Genomic DNA, 17,023 nt, shown 5'->3' on the forward strand with positions numbered 1-17,023 from the left:
GGAATATTTAATGAAAAAAACATGGCTTTTATTTGCATTGCTAACACTCGTTATATCCATGCTTGCTGCATGTAACTCAAAAGATGAATCTACTAGTAAAGATGAACCTAATACGCAAGTTGAAACTGAAGAAACAAAGGATGTTAAAGTAATTCCAGAAGAAGATGAAAACGAACAAGAACAACAGGTAACTGAAGAAAGAGGAACAGATAAAATACTCACTTATTTAGTAAATGGGGAAGTAAAAGAAGACACGGCGAAATTAACTGAGAGCGACGAACAAAATTATTCAATATACAAAGTAGATGGATTTAGCTTAACAGGGGAAGAACCTAATAAAGATTCTCTTTTCTTAGAAGAGAACTCCGCAGTGTTCATGCGAATAGAAACTATTTCAAAGGATGAAGCATCTTATGAAATAATTGCTAACAATATGAAAGAAACAATGGCTGCTGTTACTTTTGGTAAAGAACCCTTGCAAATTGGCGACAAAGAAAAATTACCTCAAGGTGAAGGCATTTCAAATCAAATTGGATATGAAATGACTGCAGAAATAGGTACCGTTACAGGAATTGTTTTTGAAAAAGAGAATCTTATTGTTCGATTAACAATTTTTGATAGGAATGCTTATAATCTAACAGATGCATTCTTAAAAATGGGCGAAACAATAGCAGAAAAACAATAAAAATTCCGGCTCAATAATTGAGCCGGAATTTTTATTATTAATATGATAAATCTTTAATTGATAAGCCTAACTTCTTTAATAAAACGATGGCTTGATCTTTTTCATCAGGATTAAGAGCAGACATTATCTCATGCAACTGTTTTTCATGCTCTGGAAACAGCGTAGCCATGAAAGCTTCTCCTTCAGTAGTAATTTCAGCAAACGTTATTCTACGGTCTGAAGGACAAGAAACACGGTTTATGAAGCCTCTCTTCTCAAGCTTATCGATAACATACGTAATTGATCCACTAGCAAGTAAGATTTTATTACCTATTTTTTGCAAAGGTTGTCTGCCTTTATGGAATAACAACTCTAACACCGCAAATTCAGTTGGATTTAACCCATTCTTTTGAAAAAATTGATTCGTACTTTCATGTATTGCTTTATGTGCTCTTGAAAGTACGATAAATAACTTTAAGGATTGTGTTAATTCTTCAGATTTCATTCATATCACCTTTATTCCCATTATCTCTAATTAAAACTAGTATATAGGGAACATAAGAACTTTGTCAAAATGATAATAAATAGTGTGTCTTTCCTAAAGCGTATAAGATGTCCCATTGTCCTATTTTTCCATTGGAGTTCGTAATTTTAATAAGGTATTTTTTAATTGTATATCAGAAAACTTTTGCAGCTAGTTAGAAGACTTTGCATATTGTACATCATGTATCAAATTCACTTCTAATGAATCCATTGGATAAAGTGGGAGAACAAGATTAAACGTAGTCCCTTGATTAATTTCACTTTCAACATCTATATATCCTCCGTGATCTTCAATTGTTTGAACTGCATGCGGAAGACCTAAGCCAGTTCCTTGTTGTTTAGAAGTATAAAAAGGCAAAAAGATTTTATGCATTTGTTCTGCAGTTATACCTTCACCTTGATCTGTCACTGATACACGAACTTGATTATTTTCAATTAAAGTTTGAGTTATCGTGACTTTTCCTCCTTTAGGCATCACTTCAATTGCATTTTTTAAAATATTCATAAATACTTTTTTTAATTCATAAGAGTCTCCTAGAATGCAATCAGACCCCTGATCACATGAAACATACTCAAACTCTATGTTTTTAAGTATTCCTTGAGGATGCATAAAATCAACAACTTGTGAGATTAGTGATGATAATGAAATAAAACGAAAAGATTTCTCAGTTGGCTTTGATAACACTAAGAATTCATTGAGAATAGATTCCATACGATTAAGTTCACTATCTATTATGCTAAGATACTGGCTACCTTCTTTAGTTACTTGATGTGACAATAATTGAGTAAATCCTTTTAGAGAGGTCATCGGATTGCGGATTTCATGTGCAATACTAGCAGCCAATTGCCCTAGTGTTGATAATGAGCGCAAATGTTCTATTTGCTTTCTTAATTGAATCTTTTCTGTATCATCACAAATGACAGTCATATATATATTTACGTTTTCATTAAAAATGGAGATTACATGATAAAACTTCTCTACAGCACTCTCATCAAATTTAGATGCTATCATCTCTGCAGAGCCTTTAGATAATAATGTCTTCATATATTGAATTGCACCAGGTTTTGAATCAGGTAACAAATCAAATAGTAAATTAAAATTTCCCCCTACAAATTCACTTGAAGATTCTTCAAAAAAAGTATCAATTTTTTGGTTAACTTCAATAATTATGCCTTCAACAGACGTCAATATTAATCCGTATGGAGCATGTTTAAAAATAGATTCATACTTTAAAAAATCTAAAACGTTTCCACTAGATATAATTTGCTCTTGAGATTGTTTAAAACGAATAACATACTGGAAATTCGATCGATCATAGCATCCTTCAAAATGGAAAACATTTTCACATGAGTCTAATAAGTAAATTTGACATTTTGCAATAGTTGAAATTATCGCATCTTGTAAAAAATTATTCCAAATCATTAATGATGACTTGTCCATTTTTTTTTCGAGTTCAGCGATCTTGTGACACGAGAAAAATTCTCTAGCCACACGATTCATTTTTAAAATTCCTTTCCCTTTTTTATAAGTTATAACTGAATCTTTATCATCGTAAAATAAAAAATCGAATACCTCCGTTATATTATCTTTAAACAAGTTAATCACCTCTCTTAACTAATTTTTATTTGATGATGTTCCATGTCTATATTAAGATAAGTAAATTAATTAGAATATTGCAATTAATTGGATTATTTCATATTAATTAGTCAAATAGTATAGGTCGTTTGATTCATATTGTTAGAAACGTCTTTCCTTGGTAAAATAGATTGAGCCAAAAAAAGGAGAAGGTTATATGAACATCGTCTTAACAACATTGAACGCTAAATATATTCATACAAACTTGGCATTGAGATGTCTAAAAGCAAGTGTGCAGCCTGAATTTAATCCAATCATTTCTGAATATACAATAAAAGATCCTGCATTCAATATAGTTTCAGAAATTTATTTAAAGAAACCAAAGGTTGTCGGTTTCAGTTGTTACATTTGGAATATTGAAGAAACGATAAAGGTCGTACGTTTACTAAAAAAAGTGAGTCCTGAAACTATTATCGTTTTTGGAGGACCTGAAGTATCATATGATTCAAACTATTGGTTAAGACGTATTGAAGAAATAGATTATATTGTAATGGGTGAAGGTGAAATTTCATTCAAACAGTTGCTCTTCTATGTGGAAGGAAGTATTCCTCTAAAAGAAGTACCTGGGATTTGTTATATGCAAGACAATAAATTCATGCTTCATCCACAAGGTCCAAAAATTGATCTACGCGAAATGCCATCACCATTTCGTTTTGAAGACGATATCCCTCATTTATCTAAGCGGATTACCTATATTGAAACGAGCAGAGGATGTCCATTCTCGTGTCAGTTTTGTTTATCATCGATAGAAGTAGGCGTAAGGTATTTTAATCGTGAAAAAGTAAAAGAAGACATCCGTTACTTAATGGCTCACGATGCAAAGATAATAAAATTTGTTGACCGTACATTTAATATCAGCCGCAGCTACGCAATGGAAATGTTTCAATTCTTAATTGATGAGCATCGACCTGGCGTTGTCTTTCAGTTCGAAATCACTGCAGATATTATGCGTCCAGAAGTCATCCAATTTTTGAACGATAATGCTCCTGCCGGTCTATTCCGTTTTGAAATCGGTGTCCAATCAACAAATGATTTAACAAATGAACTTGTAAAAAGAAAGCAAAACTTTGCTAAATTAACTCGAACTGTGACCATGGTGAAAGAAGGGGGAAAAATAGCCCAACATTTAGACTTAATTGCTGGGTTGCCTGAAGAAGATTATACATCTTTTAAACAAACTTTTAATGATGTATTTGCCATGGGACCTGAAGAATTACAGTTAGGTTTCCTTAAACTTTTACGTGGAACGGGACTACGAGTACAAGCTGAAGAGTATGGTTACGTATTTGTTGACCAAGCCCCTTACGAAATCTTTGCAAATAATGTTTTGAGCTTTGACGATATGTTACGAATAAAACAAGCTGAAGATGTTCTTGAAAAGTACTGGAATGATCATAGACTCGATAGAACGGTCGACTATTTGGTGAGTGAAACGTTTAAAACACCTTTTGATTTCTTTCAAGATTTTGGAACGTATTGGGAAGAAAAAGGATGGTCAAGGATTGGCCACCAACTTGAAGATTTGTTTAAACGACTTGATGAGTTTTTAATTCAAGATGGTCGTGCAGATATGACCATAGTGAAAAGTTTGATGAAACTTGATTACTTAGAACACCATCAATTCCAACCACGTAAACCTTGGTGGGATAAAGAGATGGCAAAAGAAGATCAATCAGCAATATATAGGAAAATTATTCAAAACCCGAATCTTGCTGGAATACCGTTTGCCGAACTTCATCTTCATGAACGAGAAGTATATAAGCAAACTTTACTAGTTCCATTCTCTCTTGATTTAGATGAACTTAAACAAAAACAAGTGGTTTCAAAAGAAGGATATTTATTAACCTTCTTCAAACCTGGACAAGCACCTCAATTTTCGTTTATAACAAAAGAGCAGGTATCCTGATTTCAGGACCTGCTCTTTTTTTAACCTATAATCACACGTTCTTTAGGATAATGATATTTCGTCTTTGTGGTTCGACCACCAATTGTGAAGAGGAATGATATCAAACCAACACGACCTACAAACATTAAAATCATAATAAGTGATTTGCCGAAACTCGATAATTCACTAGTAATTCCCAGAGACATTCCACATGTACCAAACGCTGATGTTATTTCGAAAACAATGGCTGTAATCGATAAAGTTGGTTCTGAAATTGATAATGCAATTGTTGCAAATAACACCATAAAAATAGCTAATATGATAACTGCAAATGATCGAAACACGTCGATTAGTTGAATTTCTCGATTGAATATTTGTATTTCATTTTTCCCTCGAGCAAAATTAATTAAGAAAAGTATCGCGATTGCAAACGTCGTCGTGCGAATTCCCCCGCCTACTGAACTTGGCGAAGCTCCTATAAACATCAATGCACTCATAAATACATTAGTACCTTGCGAAAACTCTGTTATATCAAATGTAACTAGACCACCTGATCGAGATGACACGGAGTGAAATAATGCTGTAAAAAATGCTTCATGCCATGACATTTCACGAAATGAATTAAACATTTCTAGAGCTAAAATTACAACCGTACCAACCAAGAGCAAAATTCCAAATGTTAGTGTTGTAATTTTTGTAAACAATGAAAAACGAAAATTCTTGTTTTTATTAGATAAAAAAGCTTTCATTTCGATTAAAACAGGAAACCCAATTGCACCTAAAATAATTAAAAACATGTTTATGATTTGCACAAAATAATCGTTATGGTAAGGAATCATTGATTCACCAGTGATATCAAACCCACCATTTGTCGTTGCAGAGACAGATGCAAACAACCCTTGTAAAAAAGCTTCTGAAAATGTGTCATAAAATTGAGTAAAGTACACAGTCAAAAGAAGCGCACCAATCAATTCAATGAGTAATAATAACCTTATGATTTCTATAATTAAGTTGACGACCCCGGACAATGAATGCTGGTTATGGTCAATCATAATTAATTGCCGTTCACGCAAACCAATTTTTTTCCCAATAAGTAACCATACGAACGTACCGAGAGACATGATGCCGATGCCTCCAAGTTGAAGGATGATCATTAACATAGCAATTCCAAAAGTTGTGTAGGTTTCTGATATGTTTAATACAGAGAGTCCTGTAACACTAACAGCACTTACAGAAGTAAATAAGCTATCAATAAAATTTACTTGAACTCCTTGTTGATGAACTCCAGGTAAATTTAATAGTCCCACTGATATTGCAATTGCTAGGAAATAATAAGAGACGATGGCTTGAACAGGTGTTAATTTTCGTATTCCACGAAAAATAGGATGCATAAAAAAATTCAAGTCCTTTCAAAGACGCTGTCGGTCATATGCTTATTCTAAGAAACTTTAACAAAAAAAGAAAGAGGAAATCTATTTTTTTACAAAAAAAAAGTACTTCTCTTTTCGAGAAGCACTTTAAATTAATCTGTTTATCGCATTATTTTCTTAGTATTTCTATTTCTATTCTCATTTTTTTTATCTTTATTTGTGTTTATTTTTGATGATTTCATCTTATTTCCATCATTTTTTATTTTTTTATTCGTGTGAATTTCTTCTTTTTTCAATTTAGTTTGTTGATTAGATTGAACGTTTACTTTATTTTCATTGGGTTTCTTTAGTTCATTCGATTGTTCTTTGTCGCTAGGCTTTTTTATGTCCTCTTTACTTTTGTTACCTTCCTTTTCGGACTTCACAGTTCCCTTTTGATTATGAGTTTGATTAACCTCACTAATTGGTGCTGTTCTTTCATTTACGTTATTTCTGGTGTGAGCTGGTTTAATTTTAACATTTTCACTTTCCTTACTTTGTGAATTGCGTTGTTTATTTTCCTTTGAATTTTTTTTCTCTTTTTCCACTTCGAGTTTATCATGATATTGTCGAACAGAAATACCTTCTATTTTTGCAATTTCACGATCAGAAGTAGAAGCATTGATCACTTTCACATTTTCTTTTGTCATAACTTGACTGGTCGAAGTGGAGACTGCAGTTGCAATTACTTTCCCTAAAGTTTCTTGATCTACTTCATTTTGATAAATGGCAGTAATGTTAATCTTCTCATTTTCCTCAATGGATTGTGATTGATTAATAATTCGAAGCATTACCCATGACAATGGTTTGCCTTTCCAAAAAGAAATATTACGTTTAAGAGCTACTCCATCTTCATTAAGGCCATTAAATAAATAAACTTTTCCATTTTTATCTATCCCAAGTTCTATACTTGGATTAATATCAATTTGAACAAAAGCGGAAACTGTTGATTGAGAAGGCAGTAGTATAAAGAATAATAGAATGGTTGTGGCAGCAATAGCAAACATTGGAGTTGTCCACTTTGTTTTTAATGAGATTCTTGGATGCTTCACTTGATTATAAGGTCGAAAAGATGCTTCTTCACCTACTTGGACAGAACTACAAATAGGAACTCCTTTTATAAAAAGTCCATCTGAAGTTAAAAAAATACTATAAGTAGCTTTTGTCTCAAACACAATTCCTTTTTGAGTATCCATCATGGCATCCGCCCTTTTAAGTAATCTTTAATGTAATGCAAATCGCTTTTTAGTAAAATGACAAGTGCCACAATATACTTGCGATGCCGTTCTAATGTTTTACGAGATACATGGACTAAACTTTCAAGATCTTTCATTGGTAATCTTTTTTTAGTTTGTAATATTTCATAAAACTCATCTGTTTCAACTATTATTTGAGCTATCTGAATAGCTGTTTGACGTGAATCTTCGTGTGAAGGAGAAACTTTAACTAATTCTTGGAAACTTAATCCAAAAGGTTTTAATAAAGATTCATACACTTTAATTTGGTGTTTTCTTTCTTCTTCCTGCTGCTTCGCTGTAAATTGTTCAAATGAATGAGAAGATTCTAAGATTGCAAATGAATCCTGATACTCTTCGTGTTCAGCTGTCATTTGACCTAAACTAAATTCTTTTCTTTTAGATTCTTTACGAATATAATCTATCAGTTTACGCCGAATCAGCAGGTGCGCGAACGTTAAAAAAGAGGCATTCTTATTTAATTCAAAATGCTCGATGGCTTCATAAAAGGCATACATCGCAACACTATATTCATCATCTTGTTCGCTAATATAGCGTTTACATACAAATGAGGCTGTTTTTTTCATAAAAGGAGTATAGGCTAAAAGAATTTCATGAAGAACTTCATTGTCCCCATTTTTCGCTTGTATTACTAGTTCTTCTATATCGATTTTTGATTGTTTCTTTGAAAATAGTCCTTGAATTGAAGCTAGTATCACAAGCTCACCCCATTTTGCACAATAGTTAAGTCCTATCGATTGTACCGGGTTCTTGTAAAAATGAAAAGTCATTTTGCGTTTCATTTTGTTAACAATTTATTTACGACATCGGAAAGATTTTTCATGTTCTTCAGACTATTCGAAGAGTTACCATATATTTATGGGGGTAAATAAAAAAACAGTTATAAATCAATTGATTTATAACTGTTTTAAAAATTTCTATATTTTTTTATTTTCATAAAATATTTATTAATTTTTCCTTCTAAGTCAAAGTTATTCTCTTGATTTCTTTCTAAATTTCGTCATCGCTAATGTATTACGATTTTTCATTCGTCCAGCGTATAGCACACCTACAGTTACTAAAATTATCATCGTCCACGCAATAATCGGATTAGCATCAAAGTATTCTTTTAAATAAAAGCGTTCATGAGTAATCATTCTAGCTGCTGTAAAGGCTAATACACCAGATCCAATATAAATAATGATTGGGTATTTATCAATGACTTTAATAAATAGAGTACTTCCCCATACCATAATAGGCACACTAATAATTAACCCTATTACCACCAATATGAAATTACCATGTGCAGCCCCGGCAACAGCCAGTACATTGTCTAAACCCATGATTGTGTCTGCAACAATAATCGTACCTATTGCTGACCATAAGTTTGTTGATGCTTTATGACCTTCTATTTCACTATCTTCAATTAACAATTTATAAGCAATCCATATTAAAATAATTCCACCAGTAACTTGTAATCCTGGAATTTTTAATAGCCAAACAATAGCCAGTGTTGCTAAAATTCTTATTACAACTGCCCCGACAGTCCCCCATATGATGGCTTTCTTGCGATGATGCTCTGGTAAGTTCTTAGCAGACATCCCAATAACAATTGCATTGTCTCCTGCTAAGACTAAATCAATCATAATAATTGATAATAATGCTACTAAAAATTCCATTGATAATAATTCCATAATTCTCTCCCTTTACCATTTTTCTGAAAACAAAAAGACCTCTGCCTATAAAGGCAAAGGTCTTGCTAAGCTCATTATTTAAATGGCTATCATAGCCGATGGTAAATACCATGTATTGACGACTATGAAGTAGGTTTCCCTATAGCTACTCCCCCTTGACAAAAGTCAAAGTCTATTAAGTTTTCATGTTTTTTAATTATAGCATACTCTACAAAGTTGTAAACAACATACTAGTTAATTTTAATATGATATTGTTCTTCTTTTTTGTGTATATTATAAAATGCAATCATAGACGGCAAAGAAGAAATAAAATCAGCACACTCAATCCCACTATCCTTTAATAACGTATCAGCGAATGTGGTGTCAAACTGTGCTTCCCAAGTTAAATAATCCAATGTTTCTATTTCCACCCCTAATCTTTTTCTCAAGAAGTGTAATTGAAGACCTGTTTTTGCAAGCGCTAGTGGTATCCGTCCTTGAGGCAATTTTCCTGTCACTATTAAGACCATTTGGCGATACACTTCTTCTACTGGATGTGGGTTTGGATCGGTTATATGAAGAGTCTTTCCAGATGCTAGTTCATTGTCACAACTATAAACTACTGCTTTAATTAAAAAATCTATAGGGACTACATTAATAAATGATTGAGACCTCCCGACATATGGAATTATTGGAAGTTTTCTTAAGTTATCAATCATATTGATGAAGAAGTAAGGACCATCAAATTTAATCGTTTCTCCTGTAACAGAATGTCCTCGAACGATTCCTGGACGTATAATTGTTATTGGAATGATTTTTTTCAATTTTTCAACGAGTACTTCTGCCTCGTATTTTGTCTCTTCGTAATAATTTTTAAATGCCTTTGGTCTAATCAATTCTTCTTCACGTAATATGCCTTCTCGTGTTCCGGCTACATATGCCGTACTAAAATACATATATCTCGTTATTTCCGGTAATGTTTGGACAAAATTATTCACCATATTCGTACCATGAACATTCACTTTCCAAGCTGCAACTCTAGGTACAGCTAAATCATATAAGGCCGCAAGATGCCAAACTGTATTAATTTCTTTATAAAGTGTTTCGAGATCATTAGGTGAAATTCCTAAGTTAGGTAATGTGATATCTCCTTCGATTAATCTGATCTCTACATCGAACGGCACGTTCATGCTTTTTTTGACAATTTCTTTTCCAAGTTTCATTTGAGAAGGTAAAACAACTGCATAGATGGAATTAACTTTTTTTTGATTAATCAATTCTTGCATGATTTGTCGAGCGATAAACCCTGGAAATCCAGTAAATAGTGGTGTTTGCATATAATCTCCTCCGAAACTATCGTTAATTGAATAATACAAAAATTATCATTAAAAAACAACGTCTATTTTTTAATAATAGACGTTGTACGTTATTATTCTTCTTTTTTTGCATGTCGACGCGTTTCTCGGTCGAATAAACTATAAATAACAGGTATTACGTAGAGCGTTAATAACGTCGAACTAATAAGCCCACCAATAACGACAATTCCCATTGGTTGATTTATTTCTGTTCCTTCACCAATTCCAATTGCTAATGGTATTAACGCAAGAATTGTAGTAAGAGCAGTCATTAATATAGGTCTGACTCGATCACGAACGGAAGAAACAATGGCTTCCATTGAAGAATAGCCTCTATTTTTACGTTGATTAATAAAATCAACTAACATAATCCCATTATTTACAACAATCCCAACGAGTACTAATAAGCCAATTACAGCTGTAATGCTTATTGGTGTTTGGGTAATAAACAAGCCTAATGCAACTCCAATAATCATAAGTGGCACTGAGAACATAATGACAAATGGATATTTAAACGATTCAAACTGAGCTGCCATTACGATATAAACAAGCACAATCGCAAGCACAACCGCAAGTAACATATCATTAATTGCACTTTCAAAAAGTTCTCTGTCCCCACCAAAAGTAATATCTACTTCTTCAGGCAACTTTAATTCTTTAAGCACTTTATCAACTTGTTTAGACATCTCCCCTAGTGAGTATGTTGATTCATATTTTAATGTAAAGTTTACTGAACTCGCTTGATCAACTCGTCGAATAGAAATAGGTCCTTGCGCAATTTCAATTTTGGCTACATCTTGAAGTTCAACAAACTGACCTGAAGGCGTACGTAATTTTAATTTTTTGAGCTGTTCAATGCTACTACGATCTTTTTCGTCGTATTTTACAAATACACCGTATACATCATCATTTTCAGAAATGATTTGTGTAGCAAATGCTCCACGCGTCACCGTATTTACTGTTTGTGCAATTTGAGCTGGAGCAAGTCCATTTTCAGTTGCTGCTTCTCTATTAATAGTCATTTGAATTTCATCAATCGTCTCTTCCAAATCATTCGTAATTTCAGTGACTGACTCAAGTTCACGTAATGATGTTTGAATCTCAGTAATGGCTTTTTCTAGTCGTTTGTTATCTGAATCTGTTGCTGTAAACGATAGAGAATTTGGTGTAGAACCTGCAGCTGTTTGTAAGTTAAAATTAACCTCCGCTTGTTCTCCCACAATTTTTTTCACTTCCGGTTGAACTTCATCAACAAATTCAAATACAGATCGTTCTCGCTCTGCTAAAGGAACTAGCTTCACATACATTTCTGCTCTATTGGCTTGGGATGATCCTTGTGACTGCCCTTGCTGAGTTCCACCAATTAGACTGACGTATACGTCTACTTCATTTTCTTTCTTTAATATATCTTCTATTTTTCCTACTACTTCTTTTGTGGCACTCACTGAAGAGCCATTTTCTAACTCCACATCAACACTTACAAACCCTTCATCTGTCGCAGGTAAAAATTCAGTCCCTACTTGGAATAAACCAAATGCCCCCGCTCCTAGCATGACTGTTGTGATTAAGATTACAATGAGACGATGGCCAAGTGCCCATTTTATCGTACGTTCAAAATTATTATAAGATTTTGAACGTCTTCTCTTCGCTTCAGAGTTTCCTCTAGGTTTTTTTAACATACGACTCGCTAGCATTGGTATAACCGTCAAAGCCACTACCAAGGAAGCAAGCAAGCTAAATGATATCGTTAACGCGAATTCTTTGAAAATCTGACCAATTAATCCAGTAATGAAGATTACTGGAACGAATACCGATACTGTCGTTAAAGTGGAAGCCGTAATTGCACCTGCCACCTCTTTTGTTCCTTCGGATGCAGCGGTTTTTGAGTCTTTACCCATTGCCAAATGGCGTTCAATATTTTCAATTACGACAATTGCATTATCAACCAACATACCAATTCCTAATGCAAGAGCCCCTAATGTCATAATGTTAAGCGCAAAATCGGCAAAATACATTAAAACGAACGTTACAATGACCGAATATGGAATGGCGATTCCAATAATAATAGGACTTTTAATTCCACGTAAGAAGATAAATAGCACCAACATAGCGAAAAGGCCACCGAAGGCAAGAGAAGAGCCAATATTACCAATAGCTAGTTTCACATAATCACCTTGGTCAAATAATATATCTGCTTCTACCCCATTAAATTCATCTTTTTGTAATAGTTCATCGAGAGACTTTCTAAATGATGTTGAAACATCGGCTGTATTTGCACCAGATTCTTGTAGGACAGACATCAATACGGCTGGTTGCTCATTCGCTCTAGTTTCTGTCGATGTTTCTTGCTCAGTTAATTCAACCTTCGCAACGTCTGCAACAGTTACATCCTCCCCATCTAATGGGTTGACAGTTACAACAAGATTTTCAATATCTTCAACTGTTGTCAATGTGCTCACAATTCGAGTTGTTAATTGCTTGCCATCATCTGTTTCAATTGGATCACCAGGAAACGAAATATTGTTAGCTTGAATTAATTGTACAATATCTGATTGCGCTAATCCTTTTTCTTCCAGTTTTTGTTGATCGAGCAATATCTGTACTTCTTCAATTAACGCTCCAGATACATTGACACTTGCTACTCCATCCGTACGACGTAATTCTTTTTCTAATTGTTCCGCAATTACACGAACGTCTCCCGCATTTTCAGGTGCACGAAGAGAAAGTTGTATGACTGGAAACTGTGCAGGGTCAAATTTTAAAAATCGTGGTTTCTGTGAGTCATCTGGAATTGGTGTTTGATCAATACGTTGCATGATATCCGCTTGCACATCTTTAATATCAGTCGTCCAATCAAATTGTAATAATATAAAGTTTGCACCTTCTTGAGAAGAAGATTGCAAAGTTTTTATGCCAGGTAATGTTGATAAACTTGTTTCAAGTGGTTTTGTCACTTTTTCACTTACTTCAGTAGGACTTGCCCCAGGATAACTAGTCACAACAACACCAATTGGTGGATTCAGCTCTGGAATCAAGGTGACAGGAATTTTAAAGAATGATACTGCTCCTAAAATGATGACTAAAAACATAATAACTGTTGTAAATACGGGGCGTCTTATTGAAAAATCGCTAATTTTCATTTAGTAAATTCCTTTCCTACATAAACCTTTATATCTATAATATGCGTTACGCCCAGTTACTTCAAATATGAATCGTCCATAAAGTCGCAATGACACAATATTGACAATTTTTATCCAATGATACAAAATGTGAACTCTCAAAATGACAGAAAACAAACCTAATATAATAGGTTGTACAATATATCGTTGGTGAAATAAAAACTAAAAAAAGCCTGATACAAGCTGATTTCCGTTTCGAGCGGACGCGTTCCGTGCGGCGTGCGGTGAGCCTCCTCGTCTCCCAAAAAAATCAATGCTCCTGCTACTCGTCGCAAACGAATTGTGCACAATTCGTTTCCTGTGGGGTCTCACCTGTCACGCAATTCCCACCGGAGTCGCCGCTCTGCACGGAAGTCCGCTAAGAGAATATAAGAAACAAGTGAGATTCCTTGTAGAATAAAAGTCGACCAAAACCATCTTCCAGGAGGGAACTCACTTGTTACAGGCTATGTGAGTGTCATCAAAGAGTTATTTCCGCAAGCGAAGATTATCATTGACCCATTTCATCTAGTTCAATTAATGAATCGCTCTATGAATAAATGTCGTATTACTATGATCAATAAACCTAAAACAGATTCTTATGATAATAGTAAGAAATACCGTCGCCTGAAGCGTTAATGGAAACTACTCCTTAAAAAGAATCTGAACTATCCGGCATAGAATATAAATACTACCCATGATTCGGGCAACGCTTAGCGACAAGTATTGTAGAAGAAATGTTAGCGTATTATCCAGTATTAAAAGCGAATTATAGGCTCTATCAAGAACTTATAAAAGCTATGTCTGGTAAGAATTTCAAGGGATTAGAGACTTGTTTAACTAGATTTGTTTCACCTTTAATTTCAAGTTTATAAGCTTAAAAACGTTAAGAAAACATCTTCCGTTCATAGAAAACAGCTTTATTTACCTTACAATAACGAAAGAATTGAAGGAACTAACAAAAAAATCAACGTATTGAATCGTGTCGCTTATGTATATAGAAATTTCCAGAATTACAAAAACCGTATTATTTTACACCTTAAATTTAAACCAGCTGATAAACAAAGCGAACAAAAACAATGCTCAAAAGCAGAATAATCCTATTTTTAATCATTTCACTGGATCAGGCAATTTATATATTCTTATCTAATTTTAACGTTCAATTTCAGTTGTTTGGAGTGCAAGATGGCGAGAAAACATGTGCTCCTGCGCTTACTCGCCGCAAAGATATTGGACGAATGACAGTTCGTCCAATCGGGAAAAGTGCGAGCTGAAGATCCTAAAGGAGCACAATGGAACGAAGGCTAAGTACGCCACCTCGTGTGGCAACGCCTACGTGACCAACATCCTGTTGGCCTGAGGAGGCTGAAGCCGTGCCCGCGGAAAGCGTCCATCTGTTTCTGTTTCTGCATCGCTTTGCTAGCTTCGAAACATGAAATTGAGCTGCATCGCTTTGCTAGCTTCGAAACATGAAAATGCGTTGGAACGGAAAGCAGCGGGATACTTGACTAATCATAAGAAAAGACTGTCTAGAAAGTCAGTTTTACTGACTTTCTAGACAGTCCCGAGACAAGTAAATAATTCAATTATAGCCGACTAAAATTCTTCACCAACGTCATTTGACAAAGAACCATTATTCTCTTTTTCATTAAGCAGTCTTTTTCAGTGGCATCCACAATACGGCTGATTTTTATAACAAACTATACAATTCGATATTATTATTTTTATCTAGGAACCAGCGCATGGCAAAATCATTCTCAAACAAAAAGACATATCGATCATATCGATCACGTACGAGCATGCTTCTTGGACTTGACATAGATTCTTTTACATCACTTTCATTTTGAATCCAACGTGCAATTTTGTTCCCAATAGGTTCCATACGGACTTCCACGTTGTACTCATTTTTCATCCGATATTCGAATACTTCAAATTGTAGTTGACCAACAGCCCCTAGTATCACGTCTTCCGTGTGTAGAGTTTTATAATATTGAATCGCACCCTCTTGTACTAACTGCATAATCCCTTTATGAAAATGCTTAGATTTCATGACATTTTTCGCTGTAACACGGACAAATAATTCAGGTGTGAACTGTGGTAACTTCTCGTAATTAAACAATCTCTTACCACCCACAATGGTATCGCCAATTTGATAACTTCCCGTGTCATGCAATCCTATAATATCTCCAGCTACTGCTACCTCAACTGTTTCACGATCATCAGCTAAAAATTGTGTCGATTGAGTTAATTTAAAGGTTTTACCGGTACGAGATAAAGTGACGGTCATTCCACGTTCAAACTTTCCTGAAACTATACGGACAAATGCTATACGGTCACGGTGAGCTGGATTCATATTCGCTTGAATTTTAAAAATAAATCCTGAGAATTCATCTGAGACTGGATTGATTACTTCTTCTGCATCAGTTTTACGCGGTTGTGGTGTGGGAGCAAATTGTAAATATGTTTCTAAAAATGTTTGTACACCAAAGTTTGTTAAAGCACTTCCGAAAAAGACAGGAGTCATTTTTCCAGTCTTAACTTTTTCATGATCAAAGTCATTTCCCGCTTCATTCAATAACAGAATATCATCTAAAGCTTGTGTGTAATAAGAAGTTTGTTTCATCGAATGTTCGCCGGCTAATCCACCATTTTCATCTAAGGGTAAAAAGCGGTCTTTTTCTTCTGTACGGAATTGCTCAATACGGTTATTATGACGATCATAAATACCTAAAAATTCTTTACCCATACCAATAGGCCAATTCATCGCATACGATTCAATGCCTAGGACTTCTTCTAACTCTGCCATTAATTCAAGTGGTTCCTTGCCTTGACGGTCTAATTTATTAATAAATGTAAAGATAGGAATTCCACGTAAGCGACATACTTTAAATAATTTAATCGTTTGCGCTTCTATTCCTTTTGCAACATCTACAATCATTACAGCACTATCAACCGCCATTAAAGTACGGTATGTATCTTCACTGAAATCTTGGTGACCTGGTGTATCTAAAATATTGATACGGAAATCATCATAATCAAATTGCATAACAGAAGAGGTAACTGAAATTCCACGTTGTTTTTCAATTTCCATCCAATCTGATGTAGCAAACTTCCCTGTTTTTCTAGCTTTCACTGTTCCAGCGTCTCGAATGGCACCACCAAAAAATAGCAGCTTTTCTGTCATTGTCGTTTTACCAGCATCAGGATGTGAAATGATTGCAAATGTTCTTCTAGCTTGTATTTGGTCTTGAACTTTTGGTGTCATGATTAGGTATTCTCCTTCTTTTTTTCCTTTACTATCATATTGATTTTTTCAATTAATTACAAGTACACTAAATGCCGAAAGAACCGATCAGCAGATCGGTTCTTTGTTACGATGTCTAGCTCCACAGATAAACATTTACCACAGACGACTACTAATAGAGGGATAAAAACGCATTTCATCCTTATAAAGTCGGAGCGTTC

The 17,023-nt window shown here is 34.4% G+C and carries 13 protein-coding genes; 4 read left to right on the top strand and 9 right to left on the bottom strand.

Annotation, left to right across the window (positions count from 1 at the left end; all coding sequences use genetic code 11):
• Positions 1-10 precede the first annotated feature (10 nt).
• Entirely contained in the window at positions 11-685 is a 675-nt protein-coding gene (locus E2636_RS10965) for a DUF8580 domain-containing lipoprotein (protein WP_134210222.1), read from the top strand.
• Between the two features lie 37 nt (positions 686-722).
• Here E2636_RS10965 and E2636_RS10970 read toward each other — a convergent pair whose 3' ends face one another.
• Together E2636_RS10970 and E2636_RS10975 are read right to left on the bottom strand one after the other, a co-directional pair.
• The gene (locus tag E2636_RS10970; protein WP_017381307.1) at positions 723-1,169 is read right to left on the bottom strand and encodes a MarR family winged helix-turn-helix transcriptional regulator; all 447 of its coding nucleotides are present in this window, start codon (positions 1,167-1,169) and stop codon (positions 723-725) included.
• A 189-nt stretch (positions 1,170-1,358) separates the two neighbouring features.
• On the bottom strand, positions 1,359-2,813 hold the full coding sequence (locus tag E2636_RS10975) for an ATP-binding protein (protein ID WP_243840619.1): 1,455 nt from the start codon (positions 2,811-2,813) through the stop codon (positions 1,359-1,361).
• 187 nt (positions 2,814-3,000) lie between these two features.
• Between E2636_RS10975 and E2636_RS10980 the strand changes: the two genes are divergently transcribed.
• Positions 3,001-4,749, top strand: a complete 1,749-nt coding sequence (locus E2636_RS10980) for a B12-binding domain-containing radical SAM protein (protein WP_134210224.1) — start codon at positions 3,001-3,003, stop codon at positions 4,747-4,749.
• 20 nt (positions 4,750-4,769) lie between these two features.
• Here E2636_RS10980 and E2636_RS10985 read toward each other — a convergent pair whose 3' ends face one another.
• From E2636_RS10985 to E2636_RS11010, 6 genes are all read right to left on the bottom strand, one after another.
• Positions 4,770-6,119 carry a TrkH family potassium uptake protein gene (locus E2636_RS10985; protein WP_134210225.1) on the bottom strand — a complete coding sequence of 450 codons (1,350 nt, stop codon included), beginning with the start codon at positions 6,117-6,119 and terminating at the stop codon, positions 4,770-4,772.
• Between the two features lie 140 nt (positions 6,120-6,259).
• Positions 6,260-7,333: an anti-sigma-I factor RsgI family protein gene (locus E2636_RS10990; protein WP_134210226.1), complete on the bottom strand. Its 1,074-nt coding sequence runs from the start codon at positions 7,331-7,333 to the stop codon at positions 6,260-6,262.
• Positions 7,333-8,175, bottom strand: coding sequence for an RNA polymerase sigma-I factor (sigI, locus tag E2636_RS10995; RefSeq protein ID WP_243840620.1), 843 nt, complete (start codon positions 8,173-8,175; stop codon positions 7,333-7,335). The genes E2636_RS10990 and sigI overlap by 1 nt, the downstream gene beginning before the upstream one ends.
• 189 nt (positions 8,176-8,364) lie before the next feature.
• A complete protein-coding gene (locus tag E2636_RS11000; protein WP_134210228.1) occupies positions 8,365-9,066 on the bottom strand; it encodes a TerC family protein in 702 nt (233 codons plus the stop codon).
• Positions 9,067-9,296: 230 nt separating this feature from the next.
• Positions 9,297-10,382: an SDR family oxidoreductase gene (locus E2636_RS11005; RefSeq protein WP_134210229.1), complete on the bottom strand. Its 1,086-nt coding sequence runs from the start codon at positions 10,380-10,382 to the stop codon at positions 9,297-9,299.
• A gap of 92 nt (positions 10,383-10,474) precedes the next feature.
• On the bottom strand, positions 10,475-13,540 hold the full coding sequence (locus E2636_RS11010) for an efflux RND transporter permease subunit (protein WP_134210230.1): 3,066 nt from the start codon (positions 13,538-13,540) through the stop codon (positions 10,475-10,477).
• Positions 13,541-14,029: 489 nt separating this feature from the next.
• On the opposite strand from E2636_RS11010, the gene E2636_RS19645 reads away from it, so the two are divergent.
• Positions 14,030-14,197, top strand: a complete 168-nt coding sequence (locus E2636_RS19645; protein WP_166669509.1) for a transposase — start codon at positions 14,030-14,032, stop codon at positions 14,195-14,197.
• A gap of 336 nt (positions 14,198-14,533) precedes the next feature.
• Positions 14,534-14,656, top strand: a complete 123-nt coding sequence (locus E2636_RS19650) for a hypothetical protein (RefSeq protein WP_407670245.1) — start codon at positions 14,534-14,536, stop codon at positions 14,654-14,656.
• 592 nt (positions 14,657-15,248) lie between these two features.
• Here E2636_RS19650 and E2636_RS11025 read toward each other — a convergent pair.
• A complete protein-coding gene (locus E2636_RS11025) occupies positions 15,249-16,823 on the bottom strand; it encodes a peptide chain release factor 3 (protein WP_134210231.1) in 1,575 nt (524 codons plus the stop codon).
• Positions 16,824-17,023 lie beyond the last annotated feature (200 nt).

Origin of the sequence: Paenisporosarcina antarctica (assembly GCF_004367585.1) — a bacterium.
Classification (GTDB): domain Bacteria; phylum Bacillota; class Bacilli; order Bacillales_A; family Planococcaceae; genus Paenisporosarcina; species Paenisporosarcina antarctica.

Bases quoted from the DNA above. Each gene is read 5' to 3' on its own strand.
- E2636_RS10965 (WP_134210222.1), top strand. From the start codon at position 11: ATGAAAAAAACATGGCTTTTATTTGCATTGCTAACACTCGTTATATCC.
- E2636_RS10970 (WP_017381307.1), bottom strand. From the start codon at position 1,169: ATGAAATCTGAAGAATTAACACAATCCTTAAAGTTATTTATCGTACTT.
- E2636_RS10980 (WP_134210224.1), top strand. From the start codon at position 3,001: ATGAACATCGTCTTAACAACATTGAACGCTAAATATATTCATACAAAC.
- E2636_RS10985 (WP_134210225.1), bottom strand. From the start codon at position 6,119: ATGCATCCTATTTTTCGTGGAATACGAAAATTAACACCTGTTCAAGCC.
- E2636_RS10990 (WP_134210226.1), bottom strand. From the start codon at position 7,333: ATGGATACTCAAAAAGGAATTGTGTTTGAGACAAAAGCTACTTATAGT.
- sigI (WP_243840620.1), bottom strand. From the start codon at position 8,175: ATGAAACGCAAAATGACTTTTCATTTTTACAAGAACCCGGTACAATCG.
- E2636_RS11000 (WP_134210228.1), bottom strand. From the start codon at position 9,066: ATGGAATTATTATCAATGGAATTTTTAGTAGCATTATTATCAATTATT.
- E2636_RS11005 (WP_134210229.1), bottom strand. From the start codon at position 10,382: ATGCAAACACCACTATTTACTGGATTTCCAGGGTTTATCGCTCGACAA.
- E2636_RS11010 (WP_134210230.1), bottom strand. From the start codon at position 13,540: ATGAAAATTAGCGATTTTTCAATAAGACGCCCCGTATTTACAACAGTT.
- E2636_RS11025 (WP_134210231.1), bottom strand. From the start codon at position 16,823: ATGACACCAAAAGTTCAAGACCAAATACAAGCTAGAAGAACATTTGCA.